This is a genomic window from Dolichospermum sp. UHCC 0352 (genome assembly GCF_009711925.1).
GTDB classification, from domain to species: domain Bacteria; phylum Cyanobacteriota; class Cyanobacteriia; order Cyanobacteriales; family Nostocaceae; genus Dolichospermum; species Dolichospermum lemmermannii.
This window is the reverse complement of record NZ_VIKY01000014.1, coordinates 1-22,793: the sequence shown is the minus strand read 5'-3', so window position 1 is coordinate 22,793 and position 22,793 is coordinate 1. Positions and strand designations below refer to the sequence as shown.

Genomic DNA, 22,793 nt, shown 5'->3' with positions numbered 1-22,793 from the left:
TAATTAGAAAAAATCTTGCTGAGGATAGAGTTATGGTTTCACAAATCGCAGCACCAGCCCAGCCAGAGGTCATTTACCCAGATTGTGACGGACAACCGGTGGCAAACAATACGATTCAGTTTCGCATTCTTGTAGAAATTCAACAAAATTTAGATTGGCTGTTTGCTGATAACCCCAATGTATTTGTCGCTGGAGATTTATTTTGGTATCCAGTTGAAGGCAAAAATACCATCGTTAATGCTCCTGATGTTTTCGTAGTATTGGGTAGACCAAAAGGCGATAGACTTTCCTATATGCAATGGAAGGAAGCAGGTATTCCTCCCCAAATCGTCTTTGAAATTATTTCTCCTAGTAATACGAGAGCGGAAATGGAGAAAAAATTACTTTTCTATGACCGTTATGGTGTAGAAGAATATTATATCTATGATCCTGACAAAAATAATTTACAAGGTTGGTTAAGGGCTGAAGATGGTTTGGATATTATTACCAAAATTACAGACTTTATTAGTCCCCGGCTAAAAATTCGGTTTCTGTTGGGCGAGGAGACTTTACAGCTTTATCATCCTAATGGTAATCCATTTTTAACTTACGCGGAAATTGCTCAACGCGCTGAACAAGAAAGACAACGGGCTGAACAAGAAAGACAACGGGCTGAACAAGCAGAACAAGCCAGAAAAAATGCCATACCCAAATTATTAGAAATGGGTTTGAGCGTGGAACAAATAGCCACTGCTTTGAGTTTATCAGTTGAGGAAGTAAGTATTCAGCAATTATCATACACAGATTAAATGTCCTGCTTGTAATAAATTAAACTATGTGAGAGGAGATGAAACAGACTATAATTGTAAGTTTTGTGATACTAATATCAATGTTTATGCACGCAAGAATGATCTAATTTTCGATATACCTAAGTAGAACGGCTTGAATAATTCAAAGTTTGTAGTGAGGAATTTATTCCTCATTTGAGGGCTGAAGCCCTTACTACGAAATCATCTCCAGATTTTTTACATTACTTAATCTACTTTGATTTATTTTCGTCTACTTACCTAATCAAAATGATAAATGAGGTAATAGCAAAGGTAAAACCCTTACCTTTTACCAATTACCCATTACCAATTACCAATTACCCATTACCCATTACCCATTACCCATTACCCATTACCTGTCCTAACCAATCAATAATTTCACTATTCACAATATCTGGAACTTCATCATGGGGACAATGACCAGCGCCGGGAATAGGAACAACTTTAATATCTTGACCATTTTCTCGCGCTGCTTCATAGATATTCGCTCCCGTAATTGGTGTCCAAGGATCTTCTGCACCCCAAATTACTAATAACGGAAATTTCAACTTAGGTAATAATTCCTCTGGACCTGGACCGGGAGGTGCAGTGAGAATAGAAGCAAAAACTTCTTGCGCTCCGGGGTCACAAGATGGGTTATAAAGTAAATCTACAAGTTCATCTGTCACCGCAGTGCGATCGCTATATACTTGATATAAAGTCCGGCGAATTTGTGATTTTTGGCGAATCCGGTTAAAAACGAATTTACCTGTCACTGGGTTAGCCACCAACTTGTTAAAAGTTGCCATTACAACTCGCAAAATTGGATTTAATTCATGGGGACGGTGACTCAAACCACCAGCAGAGTTAATTAAAACTCCTCCAGCCGCAATTTCTGGAGATTCTGTTAAAACAATTAAACTTAAAAGAGCGCCAATAGAATTACCAATAAATATTGCTGGTGTTTGAATATGTGCATGGCAAAAATCCTTTAATAATTCCGCCCACACTTCCATGCTATAATCTATAGTTGCTTTATCAGAACCACCAAAACCCAGCAAATCTAAAGCGAACACCTGATAACCAGCAGCAGCTAGAATCGGGATATTTTTGCGCCAGTGACCAATAGAAGCGCCAAAACCGTGAATTAGCACCAAAGGCTGACCTGTACCCATCACAGTATATTGAATTTTGTAATCTCGCCAAGTCCAAACCTGTTTTTCTAATGTCTGCAAATCCTGGATTGTAGTTGTCATTTGTGAAGATTCCTAAATTATTATTTATTTATATTATAGTCAAAATGACTTAATTGTTTGATTGTATAGGTAGGGGTAAAGCAAAAGCTAAACCCCTACACATTATTATCAGTTATCAATTGTCAATTATCACTTGCCTCTTCCCTATCTGACAAAAGTAATATAAAATGCCCTGTGTTACCAGTAGAGTTCACTAGCATCAAAAATTTTTGATCTAGAGAATATTAGTCCATTGGCCAGGTGTGAGATAAAATACTGTCAGTAACTCAGTCCTAAAGAGACTGAGCTTGTAAGAAATTGCAAGCTGTACTGACCAGTCTAAGTCTTCACTGACTACGTTTTTTGAGTCACGACACCCTGGAATGCGTAGCTAGTTCCCTGCTCTGTCGCTTGTGATTAAACAGTTTCAAGGTCACTGAAACAGTGTTGCAAGCCTAAAAAGCTCTTAAAACATTGACGAAGCTAACATCACCCCGAAAGGGAGGCACATCGCGTGCAACACATTATGCGTACAGAGTTGGGAAATTTGAATCGGTAATTGTCCCGTTGAAAGTACACCACAAAAGTACCCCGAATTTCTTAACTCCAAGGCGGTAATGAAAAAAGATTCAAAGCGGTTAAAACCGCCCGTGTCGCTTTCCTCTCAGGGAGCCAAGCCACGCTCGTTTCCCACTTACCGGATATCCTTATGAATCCCATTAACTTAAGTTGGAGTAAACTGGTTGTTACAGCCGTTTCTGTTGTCGCATTATCGCCAATATCTTCTGCATTAGCAGTATCAAGACTTTCTTCCCCAGTTGCATCAAAATTAGGTAATTCTCCACAAACGCAACTTTTAGTGGGTCAATCTGAAGGTGAAGCAATTGATATTCCCGTTAATACGAGTTTTTCACCAGAGAAGAAATCAGCTTTCACGCTTTATATATGGCAACCTGGGGGGACAATCAAAGAAGTAATTGCCCGGATTTCTATTAAGAGTAAATATGGCAATAAATATCGCCAAGAAAGGTTTTTAGGTGATTATAAATATAAGATTAAGCAAAAGGCTAAGTTTGTTAAAGGATTTAAATTAGGCGATCGCATTGTTGTCCGTTTATATGATACCAATAATCGCTTTATTGGTTACAGTGAATTTGTTTGTTTGCCGGAAAATACTGCGGTTAACTTGATTTTATCGGCTAATCCCACAGAAAACAAAGTAGTCCGCACCTTTTATGGTTTTGATGTCAATAATGATAGCATTGTTGATAATACCAATGCCTACGATTATTTCACGGAAGTTAATAACCAAAAAGTTACTTTTCTGAGTAGTTCGGAAAAGATTAATATTGTCCAATATCAAGCCGCAGGATTTGCCAAAGTTGCCACCACTGGTACTTATCCTACCTCCTTTAGCGAAGGTGATTTTGCTGTAGTAGGTAAATCTATAAATGCCTTTGATTCTAACTTAGCAAAAGCTTTAACAGCTAATCCTGGTAGTTTGGTAAAGTTGACTCCAATTCAGGACAACTCCAGTTTTGAACTGGGGAAATTATTAAGTGAATATCGGAAAATAGGTGTAGGTAAGGGTATTCAAGTCTCATTTTCTGATATCTCCAAAAACTATTGGGCTAGGGAATATATTTCTGAATTGGCTGCAATGGAAGTAATTGGCGGATTTCCTGATGATTCTTTTCGTCCCAATGCACCAGTAACTCGTGCCGAATTAGCTGCCCTTTTGCAAAAAGTCTTTATTAAAAGTAAAGTTCGAGAAGCAATTAATTTTAAAGATGTTCCTAAGCGATATTGGGCTTATGATGCCATTCGAGAAGCTTATGAAATGGGCTTTTTTACTATTCTCAACAGCAAAAACTTTAACCCCACACAAAAGCTGAGTCGTCTAGATGTTTTAATAACTTTAGCCAAAGGATTGAATTATAAATTTACTGGTTCAACAGAAAATATCCTTTCAGTTTATAGTGATGCTTCTAGTATTAGAAGTGAACATCGTAATTTTATCGCCGCATTGACAGAAAATGGTGTAATTACTAATTATCCTAATAAAAAATTACTAAATCCTAAAAAAGTTGCCACTAGAGCCGATGTTTGTGCTTTATTGTATCGGGCAATGGTGAGCGCTGGAGAAGTGGCAGATTTACCTGCAAAATAAATTGGACAAACAATATCTTGTCAATTTTCTGCTTTGTTGGGTTAAGCGACAGCGCAACCCAACAAATGCGTTGGGTTTCATGCTAATTGCTCCGCGAACGTTCACGTTCCACAACCCAACCTACAAATCAAGGCTATGGGTTTTACGTTAAGTTTAATTTAAAGATGCGTCCATTTTGGGTATAATTACAAGTAAACGTAATTTTACAAGGTTGTGGAATATCTCTGTCAAGCTATGACAACAAGATCCCCGACTTCTTCAAGAAGTCGGGGATCTGACTCTTGTATATTTTCAAAAATGGGTTAATCTTAAATGTATTCCGGTAATTTACTCTGATAAATAATCATCTGGAGGATTGTTTCCAGTTTGCACTATGAGTTTAAAGGCAGTTTTATTTAATTTTAATGGTGTCATTATTAAAGATGGATTAATCCATATCCAACTGATAGATGAGATTCTTATACAGGAAAATCTTCAACCTCAACGGGTAAAAGAACGTGAAGACTTTTTAGGGATAAGTCATCGCGCTTATCTGCAAAACCTGCTGAAAAATCGTGGTAGGGTGGTGACGGAAGCTTATATGGCTCAATTACTCACTCGCAAAGCTCAAGCTTATGTGTTGGAATTGGAGAAGCTGGAAAAATTGCCTTTGTATTCGGGAATTGAAGATGTAATTTTTCAGATTCGTTCCCGTCATCTCAAAATGGCGTTAGTCAGTGATGCTTTATCCCTAGAAATTGAAATGGTATTAACATCTGCTAAATTAGCTGAATACTTCCCTGTAATTGTGTCGGGGGATGATATCAGCAGCGATAAACCTAACCCGGAAGGCTATTTGCTGGCGGTTGAACGTCTAAATCAGACATATCCAGAATTAAACTTAGAACCTGATGAGTGTTTAGTGATTGAAAATACCCCCGCAGGTATCCAAGCAGCTAAACGCGCCCAAATGCAAGTAGTGGGAGTAGCGAATACTTACCCTTTCCAGATGCTACACCGTCAAGCTAATTGGACGATTGATTATCTGATTGATTTGGATTTACAGCGAGTACAGGAAGTTTTTTTAGAAAAAGATGTGCAATCTGTCGTTCCTGAGTGTTAGAATATAATATGTTTATCAGAGTTGTTAACTTATAAGCACGAATAAGGGGAATTAGCTCAGTTGGTAGAGTGCTGCGATCGCACCGCAGAGGTCAGGGGTTCGAGTCTCCTATTCTCCATTTGTATTAAGTAATTGTCCGCGTTGCCAAATTAATTGTCAATCAGTAACTCGCATTTCAGGTAGATAAAGATTGGTTTCCAAAGGTGATTTTCCAAAATTCTCCCAGTTCCTAGGGGTGCAGGAGGCAGGGGATAAAAAAGAGAAACGTAAACAAACGTATAAAACTCTTTACAACAAAAGAGCAACATAGTATAAACCAGTAACATCCACACGCGACTGGTAACACTACTGGTATGGAAGCGCCCCAAGACCTAGAACCAACAACCCCAGAACCAGAAAAGCACCTTGCTGAGTTCAAGAGTCCGGTATATACATTAGCGATATCACCCCAGGGACGGAAACGCGTTGCTGTGGGTTTAAAAGATGGCACTATTGAGATTTGGAATTTGCTAACTGAGACAAAGTTGTTAAGTTATCAAGGTCATAAAAGTCCGGTCTGGTCAGTAGCATTTAATCACGACGGCAGTATGCTAGTTAGTGGTGGTAGTGACAGAAAAGTACGGTTATGGGATGTCACCAGTGAAACAGCTATAACATTTCTCTTTATGTTGGTCATGTTTATCAAATTAAATTTAACGCCTGGAGTTATGCTAAATCTGATTTGTGGGCAAGTTTAATGCAGACTATTTTTGAGCAACTTGACCGACAATTAACGTTAGAACAGCAGTTAAGAGATGTTGGAGAAAATGATTTAGCAGGAGGTGATATTTGGGGTGTCCTCAATCAGATGAGTGGTAGTGATAGAAAGGCATTAGAGTCTAACTTTCAGGAAGTATTTAAGAAGTTAAGAGGAAAAAATGTTAATGGGAATACCCTTTGGGGTATTTTTAGCCTAGTTAGAAAAGAACAACAAGAAGAACTACAAAATTTAGAAATCGAACTTCAACAAGAAGAATTAAAAATAAACAATAAGAATCAGATAAATGAAAAACAAGTAAATAAAAAATATCACCGCATAAATATAGTTATTTCGTTTCTCATTCAACTTGATAAATTGAGTAAAAATAAAGATGCTTTCAATTTTTTATTAAAATTATATGGTTTTGAAGATAAAGAAGATTTAGAAAAGAAAATTCCTATTTTTAACCAATTCAATAAATTAAATAAATATCAACTAATTAAAGAAGTCGGAGATTTAATTGATAATGAAAATTCACCTAAAGATAATCCAATAAATAAGATATTACAAAATCATAAAACAGTTAATAGTTTTTTATCTCAAATAAAAATAAAAATAATTGGATTATGGGAATTTTGTCAAGACCAACAAAATTTAAATAAGTTATCTGGCATTATATTAATAATATTAGTTGTCATACTCATAGCTTATATTTTGGGATTTCATGTTTTACCTTATATTTTACCAGCACTAAAACCCTGGATTGCTAGTGTTATAGCTTCCTTAACTACATTTTTAACAGGTATAGTTAGTATATATACTTTATTCAAAGACAATAAAAACTTTAAAGAACACATTAATTTTATATTCAAGATTTACAAAGATTTTCAATCAGCGAAAAAAGATACCGAAGAGATAAAACAGAAACTAGCTGCTAAAAAGGATAAAGCAATTAAAGATGCAAAAGATAAAAACCAGCAGAATATTGAATCAATAAAAGTAAAAATTGAGGAACAGAAACAGCGTGTTGGGTTAAGCTATCAATATCCATCTTTATTAGATTTTGTCAATAACAGATTAGAGGATGATTCTTATCAAAAACGACTGGGATTAATGAACCAAGTTCAAAATGATTTGAAAGATTTATCAGAACATTTAACCTATATACCAGCACATACAAATCCCGACAAACTCGAAGTTCTTAAAAAATATTTCCCCAGAGGACCAGCGAGAATAGTTTTATATATAGATGATTTAGATCGTTGTCCTCCTGATAAAGTTGTTCAAGTTTTAGAAGCAGTACAACTATTGTTAAATACGAATATTTTTATCATTGTCTTAGCAATAGATGACCGTTATATTGGTCGTGCTTTAGAACAAGTTTATAGAGGAGTTTTAAAACGTGGTGGTACTCCTTCAGGTGTTGATTATTTAGAGAAAATTATCCAAATTCCCTACAGAATGCGACCCATTAACAAAGATGTGACAGGAAAATATTTAAGTTCTTTGATAGATATTGAAGATCAACCTCAAAAAGATCAACCTCAAAAAGAAAAAATAACTATGTGGGAGGATTATTCTGAAAAAGGACATATGGAATTCTATACTTATTCTGATAAAATTTCTGAACCCAGAACTAAAGAAAATAATAACAAAGAAAATGATGGTGAAAAAAGCCCAAATTCTGAAAATCCAACCTCGTTAGTTGATTGTCAGAAATTCACTTCCGAGGAGTTCGAGTGGATATCAGAATGTTGTCAGCACGTTGATTTAACTCCCAGAACCGCAAAGCGACTGGTTAATATTTGCAAAGTCATTAAAATTATCTGGACTCCAGCAGCCAATGACAAAACATGGAAACAAGAACCAAAAAAAGAATACAAACAAACATTAATTGCGTTTCTCGCTTTAGCTGGAAGATATCCCAAAGAAATGCGGAAATTATTAGAAGAGATTTATTTAAAGTTTGAAGAAAACGATGAAGATACAATCAAAATACCCAAAGATGAATGTCTGAATCACTTACAGAATTTAGATATATTTATGGATAGACATAACCAAAGAGAATGGAAAAAGTTTAAAAACGACTTTCGTAAAATGCCACCAGAAAAAGAATTTGTATTTGAAAAAAGAACCTTTAACTTAGCTGTTTCCTTCTGCTTTGTTGGCGATATTGGCTATGATCCAGATGATAACTACAACCGTGAATATAGATTTGAAGACCGTCAAAAACAATATGGATTTCAAAATCCTTAAACCAAACTCTTAATTCCTCTCTGCGTCTCTGCGTGAGAAAAAACATCATACAGCGGTTTCCGCTCTTATGAGGTACAAAGTTGAATCATGAAACTCTTGTAGTGCGGGCATACTTCGACCCTTCGACAGGCTCAGGGCATCGCAAGCTCAGTACAAGTCTTGCCCGCTAGATATGTACCTCATAACACCGGGAAGTACTGTATAGCAATTGATTAATAGTTTAATCGAAAATTGCGGCAATGGCGCGTTCAAGTCGCTACTATAGTGGCTTTTAGTTAAGTATGACACAAAAAATGCAGGTGCAATTCATGGATTACGCCTGCATTTTTTCGTTAAATTCCAAATCAAAAAGCCTTCGCTTAGTGAGTTTTTTGATGATTAGTCAAAACCTAGTAGATCAAAAATTTCGCGATCCTTGAGGGGTTGAGCATACAAGGGTGTCGCATCTTCAAGCATCCCTTTCGCCAGCTTGAGATATTCTTGCTGTACTTCCAGAACCTCAGGATCAGGCTCCATTTCAAACACAGTACATTTTTTCAAACGACTGCGGCGAATTGCGTCAACGGTGCGGAAATGCGCCAAGGTTTTCAAGCCAACGCGATCGTTAAATTTGTCAATTTGATCAGTTCCTTCGCTACGGTTAGCGATGATGCCACCGAGGCGAACGCGATAGTTTTTCGCCTTCGATTGGATGGCGGCGACAATGCGATTCATGGCGAAGATCGAGTCAAAATCGTTAGCAGTAACGATCAAGCAGTAATGAGCATGTTGCAAAGGAGCCGCAAAGCCACCACAAACCACGTCGCCAAGTACATCGAAAATCACAACATCGGTGTCTTCGAGCAAGTGATGTTCTTTGAGCAGCTTCACGGTTTGACCTGTAACATAGCCACCACAGCCAGTACCTGCGGGAGGTCCACCAGCTTCAATACACATTACGCCGTTATAACCTTCAAACATGAAGTCATCGGTTTGCAACTCTTCGGAATGGAAGTCAACGGTTTCGAGAACATCGATGACCGTGGGAACCATTCTTTTGGTGAGTGTAAAGGTGCTGTCATGCTTAGGATCGCAACCAATTTGCAATACTCGTTTACCGAGGTGCGAGAATGCTGCGGATAGATTGGAGGATGTTGTCGATTTACCGATACCGCCTTTGCCATAAACGGCGATAACTAAAGCACCTTCAATTACCATTGATGGATCTTGGAATACCTGAACGCTACCTTCTGATTCTTCGCATTTGGTAACTGATGGTGGATGTGATGTTAAAACTGCCAAAATAGACTCCTAATATCAATAATTTTTTTGCTCCCCCTCTCCCTATGGGAGAGGGGGCTGGGGGGTGAGGGTTTTACTTGCCGATCGCTGCTTTTGCTTCGTAGAGAGTTTCTGAAGTAATCGAGGTGATCCCGCGATCGCTGGCAAATTTCTCGGTATTGCGCTTGATTTTGCCGCGGACAAAGAAGGGGATTTTCTTTAGCTCGGCTTCACCGTCCGCACTCCAAGAGACTCCTTCAAGGGCTTCCGCTAGGGGCGTGAGAATAACTTGATCGGAATTATTGGAGAGATTACTGGTGAGATTACTGATAGAGGCGATCGCCTGTTCGGGAGATCTGGACTCTAGGGCGCGTGATTCTTGCGATGGGGCAGTATGCAGATGGCTGATATGACCTTCGGCAAACTCGAAATCTTCCTTGAACATACCAATTAAATGTTCTTCCAGACCCATCATCAAGGGATGTACCCAGCTATCAAAAATCACATTCGCACCTTCCCAACCCATTTGGGGTGAGTAACGCGCAGGCACATCTTGAACGTGAATCGGTGCAGAAATTACCGCGCAAGGGATACCCAAGCGTTTGGCAATATGTCGTTCCATCTGAGTGCCAAGCACTAGTTCTGGAGCAGCTTCGGCAACCTTGGCTTCGACAGCTAAATAGTCATCACTAATCACGGCTTCGAGTCCATGTTTCTTGGCAACTTCGCGGACTTCCCGCGCAAATTCACGGCTATAGGTTCCAAGCCCGACAAGGGTAAAGCCTAATTCTTCCGTAGCGATTCTGGCGGCGGCGAGAGCGTGGGTGGCATCACCAAAGATGAAAACGCGCTTACCTGTTAAATAGGTAGAGTCAACTGATCGCGAATACCAAGGAAGTCGAGAAGCATTAGGATTAGCGGCGGTAGAAATACGCGCTGCATCCCAATTGCCGAGGGTGTCAGACTGCGATCGTGCTAGAGCGTCACTCACATCAATGTCCGCAACCTTGCCAATTTCGGCAATAAAATCACGGGTTGCACCGACACCAATTGGGACGGTCTTGATCACAGGCTGTCCGAAACTACGGGTAAGCCAAGTACAAGTTGTCAGGGCAATTTCGGGATAGAGGCAAATATTAAAATCCGCATCAGGAATCCGCTTCAAGTCATCGGGAGTCGATCCCATCGGGGCGATCACATTCACATCTACGCCGATCTCAGCAAGTAACTTCACGACTTCGCGAATATCGTCACGACAACGAAATCCTAGCGCTGTGGGACCAATGATGTTCGCTTGAGGACGAATCTGGGGATCGCGTTTAGGTCTTGGTGTATTCGGTGGCGGAACAACGGGCAGGAGTAAAGTGCGGACTAGGTGATACAGCGTTTCACTAGCGCCCCAATTTTCCTTTTTGGAATAGGCAGGTAATTCCAAACTCACGACGGGGATCGGCAATCCCATGCTCTTTGCTAATGAGCCTGGTTGATCTTGAATCAGTTCGGCAGTACAGCTTTCACCAACTAGCATTACTTGGGGCTTAAAGCGATCGTAAGCGTCGCGAACCGAAGTCTTGACCATTTCGGCAGTATCACCACCAAGATCGCGAGCCTGAAAAGTCGTATAGGTGACAGGTGGACGGCGATCGCGTCTTTCGATCATCGTAAATAGTAAGTCAGCATAGGTGTCGCCCTGGGGCGCATGAAGCACATAATGCACTCCTTCCATAGCTGTCGCGATTCGCATAGCCCCGACATGGGGAGGACCTTCGTAAGTCCAGAGAGTTAGTTCCATAGGTTATACTGAACACGGTTTAATTATTTGATTCTATAGGGTTTAGTAGTGCTAAACCCCTGCACATCTAGGGTTTTTGTGATTCTCTAAAAGTCCATATTTTAGCCGTGGTTAGTATATGTCAATATAAAAAAATCAATAAGAATATAGAGTGCTTCGCGCTCTATTTCTTAGACTGTTAATCTTCTACGTCTCTCAAGCGGACGCGCAAACAACTCGGCTAAATCGGCGGCTTGGTCGTAACCGTGAATCGGTGAAAATACCAACTCGATTGACCATTTTGTAGCCATCCCTTCAGCTTCGAGAGGATTGGCTAGGCCAAGCCCACAGACTGTGATATCGGGTTTCGCCCCACGACAGCGATCGAGTTGCTTTTCCACATCCTGACCTTCTGATAAAGCTGTCCCAACTGGCAACAGGTTAATTTCGCTGTCCATCAATAGGCGATCGATATAAGGTGTGCCAACTTCGACTAGCTCCATGCCACATTCTCTCGATAAGAAACGGGCTAAAGGTATTTCTAATTGTGAGTCGGGAAATAGGAAAGCCTTGCGACCTGTCAGGGCTTGACGATAGCGATCTAGCGCAACTTTGCCACGACTAGCGGCGGGGGCGATGGCCTGTTCAAATTTATCGTTATCAACATTGAAAGCATCGGCGGCGGTTTTTAACCAAGCAGTCGTCCCTTCGATCCCAAAGGGATAAGGCGATGGTAATAATGTCCCACCAAGCGAAATCAGCGATCGCACGGTATCGCTTAAAAATGGTTGGGCTAATAATAATTTTGTACCCTTGCCGATGGGGGGCAAATCAGCAGCACGGCGCGGCGGGAAGAAATAAACCGGACCCATCCCCATTTTGTCAAAAAGTCTTTGGAACTGGTCTTCTACGACATCTGCGAGGCTACCAACTATCATCAGGCTTGGCTCATCGCTGCGGGGCAGTACGGGAACCATCGATCCCAAACAGGCATCTTCGCCTTGGGTAAAGGTGGTTTCGATGCCACTACCTGAATAATTAAGAATCCGAACTTTAGGAAAAAATCTCTGGTTGAGTCGTTCCGCAGCTTTGGCAAGATCGAGCTTAATTACTTCAGAGGGACATGATCCCACTAAAAATAATGTCCCAATGTCAGGGCGGCGCTCTAGTAACTGATCAACAACACGGTCTAATTCGTCATTAGCATCAGCGAGTCCTGCCAAATCCCGTTCACCGAGAATGGCTGTACCAAATCTTGGCTCCGCAAAAATCATTACGCCAGCCGCAGATTGGATCAAATGGGCGCAGGTACGCGATCCCACCACCAGAAAAAAAGCATCCTGCATTTTGCGGTGCAGCCAGACAATACCTGTCAAGCCACAAAATACTTCTCTCTGTCCTCGTTCTTTGAGTACGGGGATATCAGCGATAGCTTTGGGACTATATGTTTGAACAGGAACTTCCGTGCAAGGCTCTAGAGCCATGTTTTGCTCTCCTTTGGGGCTTAAATCCCTAATGTTTCGTTTTTATGACCGCCCTAAGTTTTGCAGGGCTGAGTCATGTCATGGTTGCGGAAATGCGCGATAGCGTTCGCATTGCGTCCCGGAGGGAACTAGCGCGACCTAGGAATCGCATGGCGATCGATAAGTTAGTTGTCTTTACTATATTGACTAAAACCTAGAGATGGGGCAAAAAGTTGCAAAGGTTTACAGGAGTATAAGGATCTGCAATTTCTTTTGAGGCGACAATGAGTAAATATATTTAGGGAATACAAGCTAATAATCGTCAGCCCAATAGTTTTTAATTTGATGGTTTGTTCTTTAATCGAAATCAAGATATGTAATGACTTTTGACTTCCGCCCTGCGGTACTAGTCGTTTGCCATTGTTGAATTTACCCGATGATGTCTTGGAAACCTTGCGGCAGGGTCAACGAGAATCCACCAAAGCTAGGGCGATCGCTAAAGTTAAAGATGAAGATGAACGTAGGGAACTACTAGATAAAGTTATTCATGAAAATCTATCTTTAAGTGAGATTAAGCAGTTACTAAAGGACGGAGACTTGGCCCGAGGCAACTGAAACTTTAGAAGTGGAAGACCCGAAAGTTGGACGAGTGAAAGTCATGCGTTGGAGTGGATTTCATATGATGTGTATTTAAATGCTAAATTACCAACAGGCTAAACACCAGACTCATTTTATCTTGAATTACTTATGACCGTAGTTAGAGCTATTCCCGAACAAGGTCAACTGGTGAATGTGCGTTCCCGTCAATATGTTGTCAGTGATGTTCATCATACCAGCTTACCTACTAACCCCGTGTTGGGTGGAGTGACAAAAACCCAGCATTTGGTCAAACTCTCTTCTGTAGAAGATGATGGTTTGGGAGAAGAACTACAGGTTATATGGGAATTGGAAGTGGGGGCGCATATTTATGAAAAAATGGAATTACCCCAACCCAAAGGTTTTGACTCACCAGAACGGTTAGATGCTTTTCTCGATGCAGTACGATGGGGTGCAGCTTCCACGGCTGATATTCGCACTGTACAGTCACCTTTTCGCAGTGGTATAGATATTGAAGATTATCAATTAGATCCGGTAGTACGGGCAATTCAAATGCCCCGTGTTAACTTATTAATTGCTGATGATGTGGGTTTAGGTAAAACCATAGAAGCTGGTTTAGTAGCCCAAGAATTAATTATTCGTCATCGTTGCCATCGGATTGTCATAGTTTGTCCATCTTCGCTACAAGTGCAATGGCAAGAACAGATGCGGGATAAATTTGGTTTAGATTTTCGGATTGTTGACAGTGCATTAATGAAAGAACTGCGAAGGAAACGGGGTATTCATGTGAACCCTTGGCAACATTTTCCCCGGTTAATTACTTCCATAGATTTTTTGAAACGCGATCGCCCTTTACGTCTGTTGGGAGAAATATTACCAGGTGAAGGGGAATCTCTCTACCCCCGCAGGTTTGATTTATTAATCGTTGATGAAGCCCATAACGTTGCCCCCTCTGGTGGGGGCAAATATGCCGTAGATTCCATGAGAACGGCTGCTATTCGGCTATTAGTCCCCCACTTTGAACATAAGTTATTTTTGACTGCCACACCCCATAACGGCTACCCCGAAAGTTTCACCGCTTTATTAGAATTACTCGATTCTCAACGGTTTGCACGGGGGGTAACACCAGACAGGAAACAATTACAGGTGGTGATGGTACGCAGGTTAAAACAGGAAATGCAAAATTGGGATGGTTCACCACTATTTCCTAAACGCCAATTAGCAGCCATTTCTGTAGATTATCCAGCCGCAGAACGTCAAGCCCACGCTGCCTTAAAAAGATATACAGAATTACGCTGCAAGGGCGTGGCAGATAATACAGAAAAATATGCCACTGAATTTGTGTTAAAACTCTTAAAAAAACGCCTATTTTCTTCACCAGCAGCTTTTGCTAGTACCTTAGAACAACACCAACAATCATTAACTACTGCCCGTCGTCGCACAGCATCTAGTTTATCTCGACCCAGTGAAGGAATTTTGCGGCGACAGTTACAAGAAATTGAAGAAGATTTTGCTGATGATGATGTTTATGAAGAATCTACAGATGAAGCAATTACTCATACAACTCGGTTATTTAGAGAATTAAATCCTGAAGAACAAAGTTTATTAACCCAAATGTTGCAATGGGCAGAAACAGCAGCGAGATTAGCTGATGCTAAAGCCAAAGAACTCCTCAACTGGATTCATACTTATATTAAACCAGATGGAAAATGGTCTAATGAAAGAGTCATTATTTTCACAGAATATCGAGCCACACAAAAATGGTTATATAACCTCTTAGCGGCACAAGGATTAGTCCAGGAAGAAAGGTTAATGACTCTATATGGGGGGATGAAATCAGACGACAGAGAACAGGTAAAAGCGGCATTTCAAGCTCATCCTGATATTTCCCCAGTGCGAATTTTATTAGCTACAGATGCAGCCAGTGAAGGTTTAGATTTACAAAACTTTTGTTCGCGGTTAATTCATTATGAAATCCCTTGGAATCCTAACCGCATGGAACAAAGAAATGGGCGGATAGATAGACATGGACAAAAGGCTTCAGAAGTATTAATTTATCACTTTGTCGGTAAAGATTATCAGCAAAATAGCACCCAAGGAATTAAACCGGGAGAACTAGAAGGGGATTTAGAATTTCTCATGCGGGCGGCTTTAAAGGTTAATAATATTCGGGAAGATTTGGGAAAAGTTGGCCCAGTTATTGCTGCCCAAGTAGAAGAAGCAATGATGGGAAAACGGACTATTTTAGATACAACAGTAGCAGAAAAGGAATCAGAACCTGTCCGCCGGATGTTAAAATTTGAGCGTCAAGTCCGGGAACAAATTGAAAAATTACGAGAACAATTAAATGAAACTCGTCAACATTTACGACTGACACCAAATAATATTGAAGCAGTGGTAAAGATTGGGTTGGAATTAGCAGAACAACCAGGGTTAATTGAGGCTAATTTAGCAGAAGTAACCGGGAAAGCTTTTTATTTACCACCTTTGAAAAGTAGTTGGGCTGCTTGTAGTGAAGGGTTAGCACATCCCCATACAAAAGTAATTCGTCCTATTGTTTTTGACCCTGAATTATCCCACGGTCGAGATGATGTAGTATTGGCGCATTTGAATCATCGGTTGGTGCAAATGTGTTTACGTTTGTTAAGGGCGGAAGTGTGGTCAAAAGAGGGAAAAAAATCATTAAATCGAGTGACGGCGCGATTAGTTCCTAATTCAGTTTTAGAGACACCGGCGGTAATTGCTTATGGAAGATTGGTAATATTAGGAAGTGACCAACAACGATTACATGAAGAAGTAATTACGGCGGGAGGTTTATTAAAGGAAGGTAAATTTAACCGCTTGGGTGTGAAGCAAATTGAAGCCGCATTATCGGCAGTTTTACCAGATTTAGCACCGGAAAAGATAAGAAAGACTTTAGAGAGTTTATGGAATAGTCATGCAGATTTATTAATGCAATCTTTGCAAGTGCGAATGCAAGATAAAACTAAGAGTTTACAGCGAGATTTAAGCAATCGGGCGGAAAAAGAAGCGGCGGATATTACTGCTATTTTAACAGAATTACAAAGGAGTATTGAACAAGAATTAAATGAACCGGAGATTAAGCAGTTGGAATTGTTTAATACAGCAGAAAAAGAACAGTTTGAGCGTAATGTTAATAGTTTAAAGGTGAGATTGGCACAAATTCCCGCAGAAGTTGAAAGGGAGGTTGCAGCAGTGAAAGCGCGGTTTACAAATCCTACACCTAGACTATTTCCGTTAGCGGTTATTTATTTAGTCCCGCAAAAGTTAGCGAAATAGGGAATTGGGATTAATTTTGTCAGAATCAGGATGTCCAGGATTTGAGGATTTACAGGATGTAATTTTAGGTTTTTTCATGGGGTGTTTTTGATTTTTTTATCTGAAATGGCTAACGCCACGCTGCGCGAACAGGATGTCCAGGATTTAAGGATTTACAGGATGTTATTTGGATATTTTCTGGGTGGTGTTTGATATTTGTTATTTGTCTGATAGCGTGGCGTTAGCCATATCAGGATAACCAGGATTTAAGGATTTTCAGGATGTGATTGTTAAGAATTATAAATAAGTTATAACTTATGTTATAATAAAAATATATACTTGGGAAAAACCAGTTACATAAAAACATTATGGCTGATAAAATTTATCCTATTAATCCTGCAAAAATTGGTAATCAAAATGGGTTTCGTCTCCCGCAATCTTTTTTTAAAGATTATCCCCATTTAGCTAATGCTTCAGGTTATTTACAGGTATTATCCGATAACACATTGTTAGTAAAATTAGATACGAATAATACTAATAATGATGATGAAGATGAAAGTGTGATGTTAAGTTTATTTTTAGATTTTCTCATGCAAGATGCTATAAAAAATCCTGATAAATTGGTTATGTATACCCAGGAAATGAGCGAAGAAATAGATGATTTAGTAGCAAATGTAGAAATTGGAGAATAGGGAAGCTGCATTTACTTGTAATGGGTGGCAGATATTTTTTGACCCATTATTTAGTACCCAATGGATAGAATTGCGTGATAAGGTGAAAAAATTAAAAGATGAATTACCCAAAGAGGAATTTATCAAACATCCAGACGCGAAATTATTAAAAGCGTTAAATATTGGGATTAAAGAAAAAATTACCCAAGACCCTTTTGCGTCATATTTCATTTTACAAAAACCTTTACAAAAGTATGGTCGTCTCAAAAAAATGGGACTACCAGAAAGATATAGATTGTTTTTTAGGGTTTTTAAAGAACAAAAGATAATTATTATTCTGTGGTTAGGTTTTCCGCGTAAGGAAGGGGATAAAAAAGATTGTTACCAAGTGTTTACTAAAAAAGTTGAAAATGGTGATTTTCCTGAAAATGTGGATCAATTTATGATTGAATATATGAATGAAGCTAATTTAGATAATTTTAAATAGGGAATTGTTTGATAGCGTAGCGTGGCGTTAGCCATGTTTAGACAATAAATAAGAAAATTTCTCATAAAAATAGTCGGTTTTAACCGACTTTAGCTTTTAGACAGGGAATTTATTCCCTGGCTATTATAATGAGTTGACTATTAAGGTAAAAGTATTTTATAATGTCAACTATTCACAGACAATTTATCAAAAACATCCTGAAAATCCTTAAATCCTGGATATCCTGATTCTGACAAAATACTATCTACAAATAATAGATGATTGAACGCGGATAAACGCCGATAAACGCGGATTTTTAACAGATAATTAATTTTCAATTGTTATCCCATCCTATACATCCTTAAATCCTGGATATCCTGATTCTGACAAATTATTCCCCATTCCCCAATTATGTCTACCGCCCGTCATCACGCTGAATGGTTATCTTTAGTTGAAGCTTCTGGTCCGTTTCTGAGTTTACCTGTACTTTTAAAGGCTTTTCCCACTGGTTTGGATGCCCATGATCCAGAACATTTAAAAATGTTACGGTTAGCTTATCAAGAATGGCAAGATAATCAAAATGGTGTAAAACCAGAGGTGGCGATTCATCGCGCTTGGGTGAATTTTGTTTTACAACAGACTTTAGAATTACCTGATGAAGTGCTATTAAAAGGGCAAAGTATCCCCACAGGTCTTTATGCTAATATTGCCCAACATGGTGAAACTTTACGTCCTGACTGGGTGGTAGTTGAACCTGCACCTCTGGGGGGAAAAGGAGGTGAGGGGAAAGTCCGGTTATTGGTGCAGATAGTCCCCGCTAACCAAAGTCTAGAAAAATCTTTAATTGATAAGCGTTGGAAAGCTAGTCCGGCTACAAGAATGATGGAGTTACTGCACGCTTGTAATGTGCGGTTGGGGTTGGTGACAAATGGCGAACATTGGATGTTAGTTAATGCACCCAGGGGAGAAACTGCTGGTTATATTTCTTGGTACAGTAGCCTGTGGTTAGAAGAACATATCACTTTGCGGGCTTTTAAAAGTTTGTTGAGTGCTTACCGCTTTTTTAGTGTTGATAATTCGCAAATTTTAGAACAACTTTTAGCTGATAGTCTCACAGACCAACAGGAAGTTACAGACCAACTGGGGTATCAAGTCCGTAAGGCTGTGGAGGTGTTGGTACAAGCGTTAGACCGCATAGACCAAGATAGAAACCGGACTTTATTAACAGGAATTTCCGAAACTCAACTTTATCAAGCGGCTTTAACTATAATGATGCGGTTGGTGTTTCTGTTTTCCGCAGAGGAACGGGGTTTGCTATTGTTGGGCGACCCGATTTATGATCTGTATTATGCGGTTTCGACGATTCGGGAACAGTTACAGCAAAAAGCAGATAAGGAAGGGGAGGAAATTTTAGAACGGCGTTATGATGCTTGGTGTCGGTTGTTGGCAACTTTTCGGGCGGTTTATGCTGGTGTAGATCATGATAGTTTAAAGTTACCGGCTTATGGTGGGAGTTTATTTGACCCGGATAGGTTTCCGTTTTTGGAAGGAAGGACGGAGGGGACAACCTGGGAAACAAGTTCAGCCGCACCTATTCCCGTAAATAACCGGATTGTGTTGCATTTGTTGGAAGCGTTGCAGATATTACAAATTAAAGTCGCGGGAACTGTAGAACCACGCAGGTTATCTTTCCGGGCTTTGGATATTGAACAAATTGGTCATGTGTATGAAGGGTTACTTGACCATACGGCAGTTAGGGCAACTTCCCCGGTGTTGGGACTGGTGGGGACTAAGTATCAAGAACCGGAAATTGGGTTGGGGGAATTGGGAATAAAGAATGAAGAATTTAGAATGAAGAATTTAGAAATGGGAGTGGGAAATAAAAAGCCTAAGCTGGAAGATAATCCTGATTTGATTAAATTTCTCAAAAAAGCTACTGGCAGGTCAGAGACGGCTTTAAAAAAGGCTTTGCAGGTGGAATTAACAAGCTATGAGGAACAACGTTTATCAACTGCTTGTAATAATGATCTGGATTTGTTTAACCAGGTGCGTCCCTTGGCGGGGTTGGTGCGGTTGGATACTTTGGGTTATCCGGTGGTGATTCCTGCTGGTAGTGTGTATGTGACTCAGGGGACTGATAGAAGGGAAACGGGAACTCACTACACACCCCGGAATTTAACTGAGGAAATTGTCAAGTACACTTTAGAACCTTTGGTATATGAGGGTGTAGCGGAGGGGAAACCGCAGCAGGAATGGAAACTTAAATCTGCGGCTGAGTTATTACAGTTGAAAATATGCGATATGGCTATGGGTTCGGGGGCGTTTTTGGTGCAGACTTGTCGCTATTTGGCGGAAAGGTTGGTGGAAGCCTGGGAAAATGCGGAAAAGGCTAATCCTGGTAAGGTGGTGGTAGCGCCGGAGGGTACGCTGTCAAAATCTGTACCGCAGGAGTGCGTAATTCCCAAGGAAGCTGATGAACGCTTGACGGTGGCGCGGCGGATTATTGCGGATAGGTGTTTGTATGGGGTGGATAAAAACCCGTTGGCGGTGGAAATGGCGAAGTTATCTTTATGGTTGATAACGTTGCAAAAAAACCGTCCGTTTACGTTTTTAGATCATGCTTTTAAATGTGGTGATTCGTTAATTGGTGTGAGTTTGGAACAGTTGCGTTATTGGAATTTGGATATTACGGGAACACCGGAATTATTTGCAGAGGAAATACGCCGAGAAATTGATAAGGTGGTGGAGTTACGGCGAGAAATTGCGGCTTTACCTGTGTTGACTCCAGAGGACCAAAATCGCAAGGCGTTTTTATTGACAAAGGCTGAAGCAATTAGTTTTGATTTACGTCAAGGTTGTAATTTATTGGTGGGGAGTTATTTGAATAATTGGAATGAGAAGGAAAGGGAAGGTTTAAGGAAGACTTTATTAAATTCGTTTCGGGAAGGTGCGGATATTCCTGATGGTATGGGTAAGGCTTTACCCAATTTTGATAAGTTGCGTCCGTTTCATTGGGAGTTAGAATTTCCTGAAGTTTTTATTGATAGTTCTTTATCATTGGTTGCTAATTCTTCGAGTTCTCAAAAATCAAAGTCGTCAAAATCAAAATCTACCAATTCTTCATTACCAACTGGTACTGAACGACGTGTACTGAGCGAAGTCGAAGTAAGTCGAAGTGTTCCCCATTCCCAAAAAGGTTTTGATGCTATTGTCGGAAATCCGCCGTTTATGGGTGGACAAAAAATTACTGGTAGTTTAGGTACAGAATATCGAGATTTTATTGTTAAATGGATTGGTAATAATAAAAAAGGTAGTGCTGATTTTTGTGCTTACTTTTTCCTCAAAGCTAAACATTTATTAAATGAAAATGGTGGGTTTGGGTTAATTGCTACAAATACTATAGCCCAAGGTGATACTAGGGAAGTAGGGTTAGACCAGTTAATAGAAGATTGTACCATTTATCGGGCTGTTCCTAGTAGAACTTGGCCAGGTAGTGCGAGTTTAGAAGTTGCTTATGTTTGGTTGAGAAAAGGTAATTGGAATGGTGATTTTATTTTAGATGAAAAGCCTGTAAATGGGATTACGGCATTTTTAACAAATCCTGGTAAAGCATCTGGTAATCCTTATCGGTTAGCAGCAAATCAAAATAAATCTTTTATTGGTTCTTATGTGTTGGGTATGGGTTTTGTTTTGACTCCAGAGGAAGCACAAGCATTAATTGAAAAAGATCCAAAAAATAAAGATGTGTTATTTCCTTATTTGAATGGAGAAGATTTGAATACAAATCCTGATCAGTCTCCTAGTCGTTGGGTGATTAATTTTAAAGATTGGCCTTTAGATGCTGGACATGATGATCCTACAAAGCCTAAAGGTAAACCCTATGCAAGTGATTATCCTGATTGTTTAGCTATTATTAGAGAAAAAGTTAAACCTGAAAGAGATAAAAATACTTTTAGTAAATCAGCACGTGAAAAATGGTGGCTTTATGAACGTTCACGTGCAGAACTTTATAGTGCGATCGCAAATCTAAAACTCGTTTTGGTAACAGCACAAACAAGTAGAAGATGGGTTCCAGCTTTTCAACCGCTTGGAAGAGTTTATTCTCATACAGTAGTTGTATTCACCATGTCTACTTGGTCTGAGTATCTAATGATGCAAGGATTTACACATGAAGAATGGCGTTTAGAATATGGGGCCAGTTTAAAACTAGATGCACGTTACACTCCTTCAGATGTCTTTGAAACATTCCCCTTCCCCACATCAACCGCAAACCTAGAACAAATAGGCGAAAAATATTACACTCACCGCCAAAATATCATGTTAACCCGTCAAGAGGGATTAACCAAAACCTATAACCGTTTTCACAACCCCGACGAAACCAACCCAGACATTGAAGAATTACGCACATTACACATAGAAATGGATAACGCGGTAGCTGCTGCTTATGGTTGGGAAGATATAGATTTAGATCATGATTTTCATGATACAAAACAAGGTATCCGTTTCACGATTTGCGAAAATGCACGCAGGGAAATATTAGATAGATTATTGCAATTAAATCATCAAAGATACGCGGAAGAAGTCGCCGAAGGTTTGCATGATAAAGGGAAGAAAAAAGCGAAAGGTGGGGGGAAGAAGAAGGTACAGGAGGAAGTGAATAATGATGTGAAACAGATTGAGATATTTTAGGGAATGGGGAAATTGTCTGAATCAGGATGTCCAGGATTATAGGATTTACAGGATGTGGTTTTGATATTTTCTGTTTGGTGTTTGGTAATTTTAATTGTCTGAATCAGGATTTCCAGGATTATAGGATTTACAGGATGTTGTTGATAAATTTTCTGTTTGGTGTTTGGTAATTGGTAATTGTCTGAATCAGGATGTCCAGGATTATAGGATTTACAGGATGTTGTTTTGATATTTTCTGTTTGGTGTTTGGTAATTTTAATTGTCTGAATCAGGATTTCCAGGATTATAGGATTTACAGGATGTTGTTGAT

The 22,793-nt window shown here is 39.7% G+C and carries 15 protein-coding genes and 1 tRNA gene; 11 read left to right on the top strand and 5 right to left on the bottom strand.

What is annotated here, in order from left to right:
- The first annotated feature begins 32 nt into the window (after positions 1–32).
- Complete coding sequence (locus tag FJR06_RS01265) at positions 33–788, top strand: Uma2 family endonuclease (RefSeq protein WP_015079911.1); 756 nt, start codon at positions 33–35, stop codon at positions 786–788.
- Between the two features lie 356 nt (positions 789–1,144).
- On the opposite strand, the gene FJR06_RS01260 is transcribed toward FJR06_RS01265, so the two are convergent.
- On the bottom strand, positions 1,145–2,041 hold the full coding sequence (locus tag FJR06_RS01260) for an alpha/beta fold hydrolase (RefSeq protein ID WP_168650451.1): 897 nt from the start codon (positions 2,039–2,041) through the stop codon (positions 1,145–1,147).
- A 688-nt stretch (positions 2,042–2,729) separates the two neighbouring features.
- Here FJR06_RS01260 and FJR06_RS01255 point away from each other — a divergent pair.
- The 5 genes from FJR06_RS01255 (at position 2,730) to FJR06_RS01235 (ending at position 8,287) form a co-directional block, all read left to right on the top strand.
- Entirely contained in the window at positions 2,730–4,190 is a 1,461-nt protein-coding gene (locus tag FJR06_RS01255) for an S-layer homology domain-containing protein (protein ID WP_168650449.1), read from the top strand.
- 373 nt (positions 4,191–4,563) lie between these two features.
- Positions 4,564–5,292, top strand: a complete 729-nt coding sequence (locus tag FJR06_RS01250) for an HAD family phosphatase (RefSeq protein ID WP_015079914.1) — start codon at positions 4,564–4,566, stop codon at positions 5,290–5,292.
- 45 nt (positions 5,293–5,337) lie between these two features.
- Positions 5,338–5,410, top strand: a tRNA-Ala gene (locus FJR06_RS01245).
- 235 nt (positions 5,411–5,645) lie between these two features.
- Complete coding sequence (locus FJR06_RS01240) at positions 5,646–6,029, top strand: WD40 repeat domain-containing protein (protein WP_168650447.1); 384 nt, start codon at positions 5,646–5,648, stop codon at positions 6,027–6,029.
- Positions 6,029–8,287, top strand: a complete 2,259-nt coding sequence (locus FJR06_RS01235) for a P-loop NTPase fold protein (RefSeq protein ID WP_168650445.1) — start codon at positions 6,029–6,031, stop codon at positions 8,285–8,287. Before FJR06_RS01240 ends, FJR06_RS01235 begins: the two co-directional genes overlap by 1 nt.
- A gap of 378 nt (positions 8,288–8,665) precedes the next feature.
- On the opposite strand, the gene bchL is transcribed toward FJR06_RS01235, so the two are convergent.
- From bchL to FJR06_RS01220, 3 genes are all read right to left on the bottom strand, one after another.
- Positions 8,666–9,568, bottom strand: coding sequence for a ferredoxin:protochlorophyllide reductase (ATP-dependent) iron-sulfur ATP-binding protein (bchL, locus tag FJR06_RS01230; protein ID WP_015079916.1), 903 nt, complete (start codon positions 9,566–9,568; stop codon positions 8,666–8,668).
- A gap of 73 nt (positions 9,569–9,641) precedes the next feature.
- Entirely contained in the window at positions 9,642–11,339 is a 1,698-nt protein-coding gene (gene bchB / locus FJR06_RS01225) for a ferredoxin:protochlorophyllide reductase (ATP-dependent) subunit B (protein ID WP_168650443.1), read from the bottom strand.
- A gap of 170 nt (positions 11,340–11,509) precedes the next feature.
- Positions 11,510–12,802, bottom strand: a complete 1,293-nt coding sequence (locus tag FJR06_RS01220; protein WP_168634234.1) for a ferredoxin:protochlorophyllide reductase (ATP-dependent) subunit N — start codon at positions 12,800–12,802, stop codon at positions 11,510–11,512.
- Positions 12,803–13,201: 399 nt separating this feature from the next.
- Between FJR06_RS01220 and FJR06_RS01215 the strand changes: the two genes are divergently transcribed.
- The 5 genes from FJR06_RS01215 (at position 13,202) to FJR06_RS01195 (ending at position 22,483) form a co-directional block, all read left to right on the top strand.
- Complete coding sequence (locus FJR06_RS01215; protein ID WP_323294530.1) at positions 13,202–13,396, top strand: hypothetical protein; 195 nt, start codon at positions 13,202–13,204, stop codon at positions 13,394–13,396.
- A gap of 132 nt (positions 13,397–13,528) precedes the next feature.
- On the top strand, positions 13,529–16,678 hold the full coding sequence (drmD, locus tag FJR06_RS01210; protein ID WP_168650441.1) for a DISARM system SNF2-like helicase DrmD: 3,150 nt from the start codon (positions 13,529–13,531) through the stop codon (positions 16,676–16,678).
- A 347-nt stretch (positions 16,679–17,025) separates the two neighbouring features.
- A complete protein-coding gene (locus tag FJR06_RS01205; RefSeq protein ID WP_168650439.1) occupies positions 17,026–17,349 on the top strand; it encodes a hypothetical protein in 324 nt (107 codons plus the stop codon).
- Complete coding sequence (locus tag FJR06_RS01200) at positions 17,339–17,815, top strand: type II toxin-antitoxin system YhaV family toxin (RefSeq protein WP_168650437.1); 477 nt, start codon at positions 17,339–17,341, stop codon at positions 17,813–17,815. Before FJR06_RS01205 ends, FJR06_RS01200 begins: the two co-directional genes overlap by 11 nt.
- 390 nt (positions 17,816–18,205) lie before the next feature.
- Positions 18,206–22,483, top strand: a complete 4,278-nt coding sequence (locus FJR06_RS01195) for an Eco57I restriction-modification methylase domain-containing protein (RefSeq protein WP_168650435.1) — start codon at positions 18,206–18,208, stop codon at positions 22,481–22,483.
- On the opposite strand, the gene FJR06_RS01190 is transcribed toward FJR06_RS01195, so the two are convergent.
- Positions 22,480–22,793: hypothetical protein (locus tag FJR06_RS01190; RefSeq protein ID WP_168650433.1), on the bottom strand; the 314-nt coding region annotated here is incomplete at its 5' end. The two genes, FJR06_RS01195 and FJR06_RS01190, sit on opposite strands and share 4 nt — an antisense overlap.

Coding starts and splice junctions, on each gene's coding strand:
- FJR06_RS01260 (WP_168650451.1), bottom strand. CDS start 2,041: ATGACAACTACAATCCAGGATTTGCAGACATTAGAAAAACAGGTTTGG.
- FJR06_RS01220 (WP_168634234.1), bottom strand. CDS start 12,802: ATGGCTCTAGAGCCTTGCACGGAAGTTCCTGTTCAAACATATAGTCCC.
- FJR06_RS01240 (WP_168650447.1), top strand. CDS start 5,646: ATGGAAGCGCCCCAAGACCTAGAACCAACAACCCCAGAACCAGAAAAG.
- bchB (WP_168650443.1), bottom strand. CDS start 11,339: ATGGAACTAACTCTCTGGACTTACGAAGGTCCTCCCCATGTCGGGGCT.
- FJR06_RS01255 (WP_168650449.1), top strand. CDS start 2,730: ATGAATCCCATTAACTTAAGTTGGAGTAAACTGGTTGTTACAGCCGTT.
- FJR06_RS01250 (WP_015079914.1), top strand. CDS start 4,564: ATGAGTTTAAAGGCAGTTTTATTTAATTTTAATGGTGTCATTATTAAA.
- FJR06_RS01265 (WP_015079911.1), top strand. CDS start 33: ATGGTTTCACAAATCGCAGCACCAGCCCAGCCAGAGGTCATTTACCCA.
- drmD (WP_168650441.1), top strand. CDS start 13,529: ATGACCGTAGTTAGAGCTATTCCCGAACAAGGTCAACTGGTGAATGTG.
- FJR06_RS01235 (WP_168650445.1), top strand. CDS start 6,029: ATGCAGACTATTTTTGAGCAACTTGACCGACAATTAACGTTAGAACAG.
- FJR06_RS01205 (WP_168650439.1), top strand. CDS start 17,026: ATGGCTGATAAAATTTATCCTATTAATCCTGCAAAAATTGGTAATCAA.
- FJR06_RS01195 (WP_168650435.1), top strand. CDS start 18,206: ATGTCTACCGCCCGTCATCACGCTGAATGGTTATCTTTAGTTGAAGCT.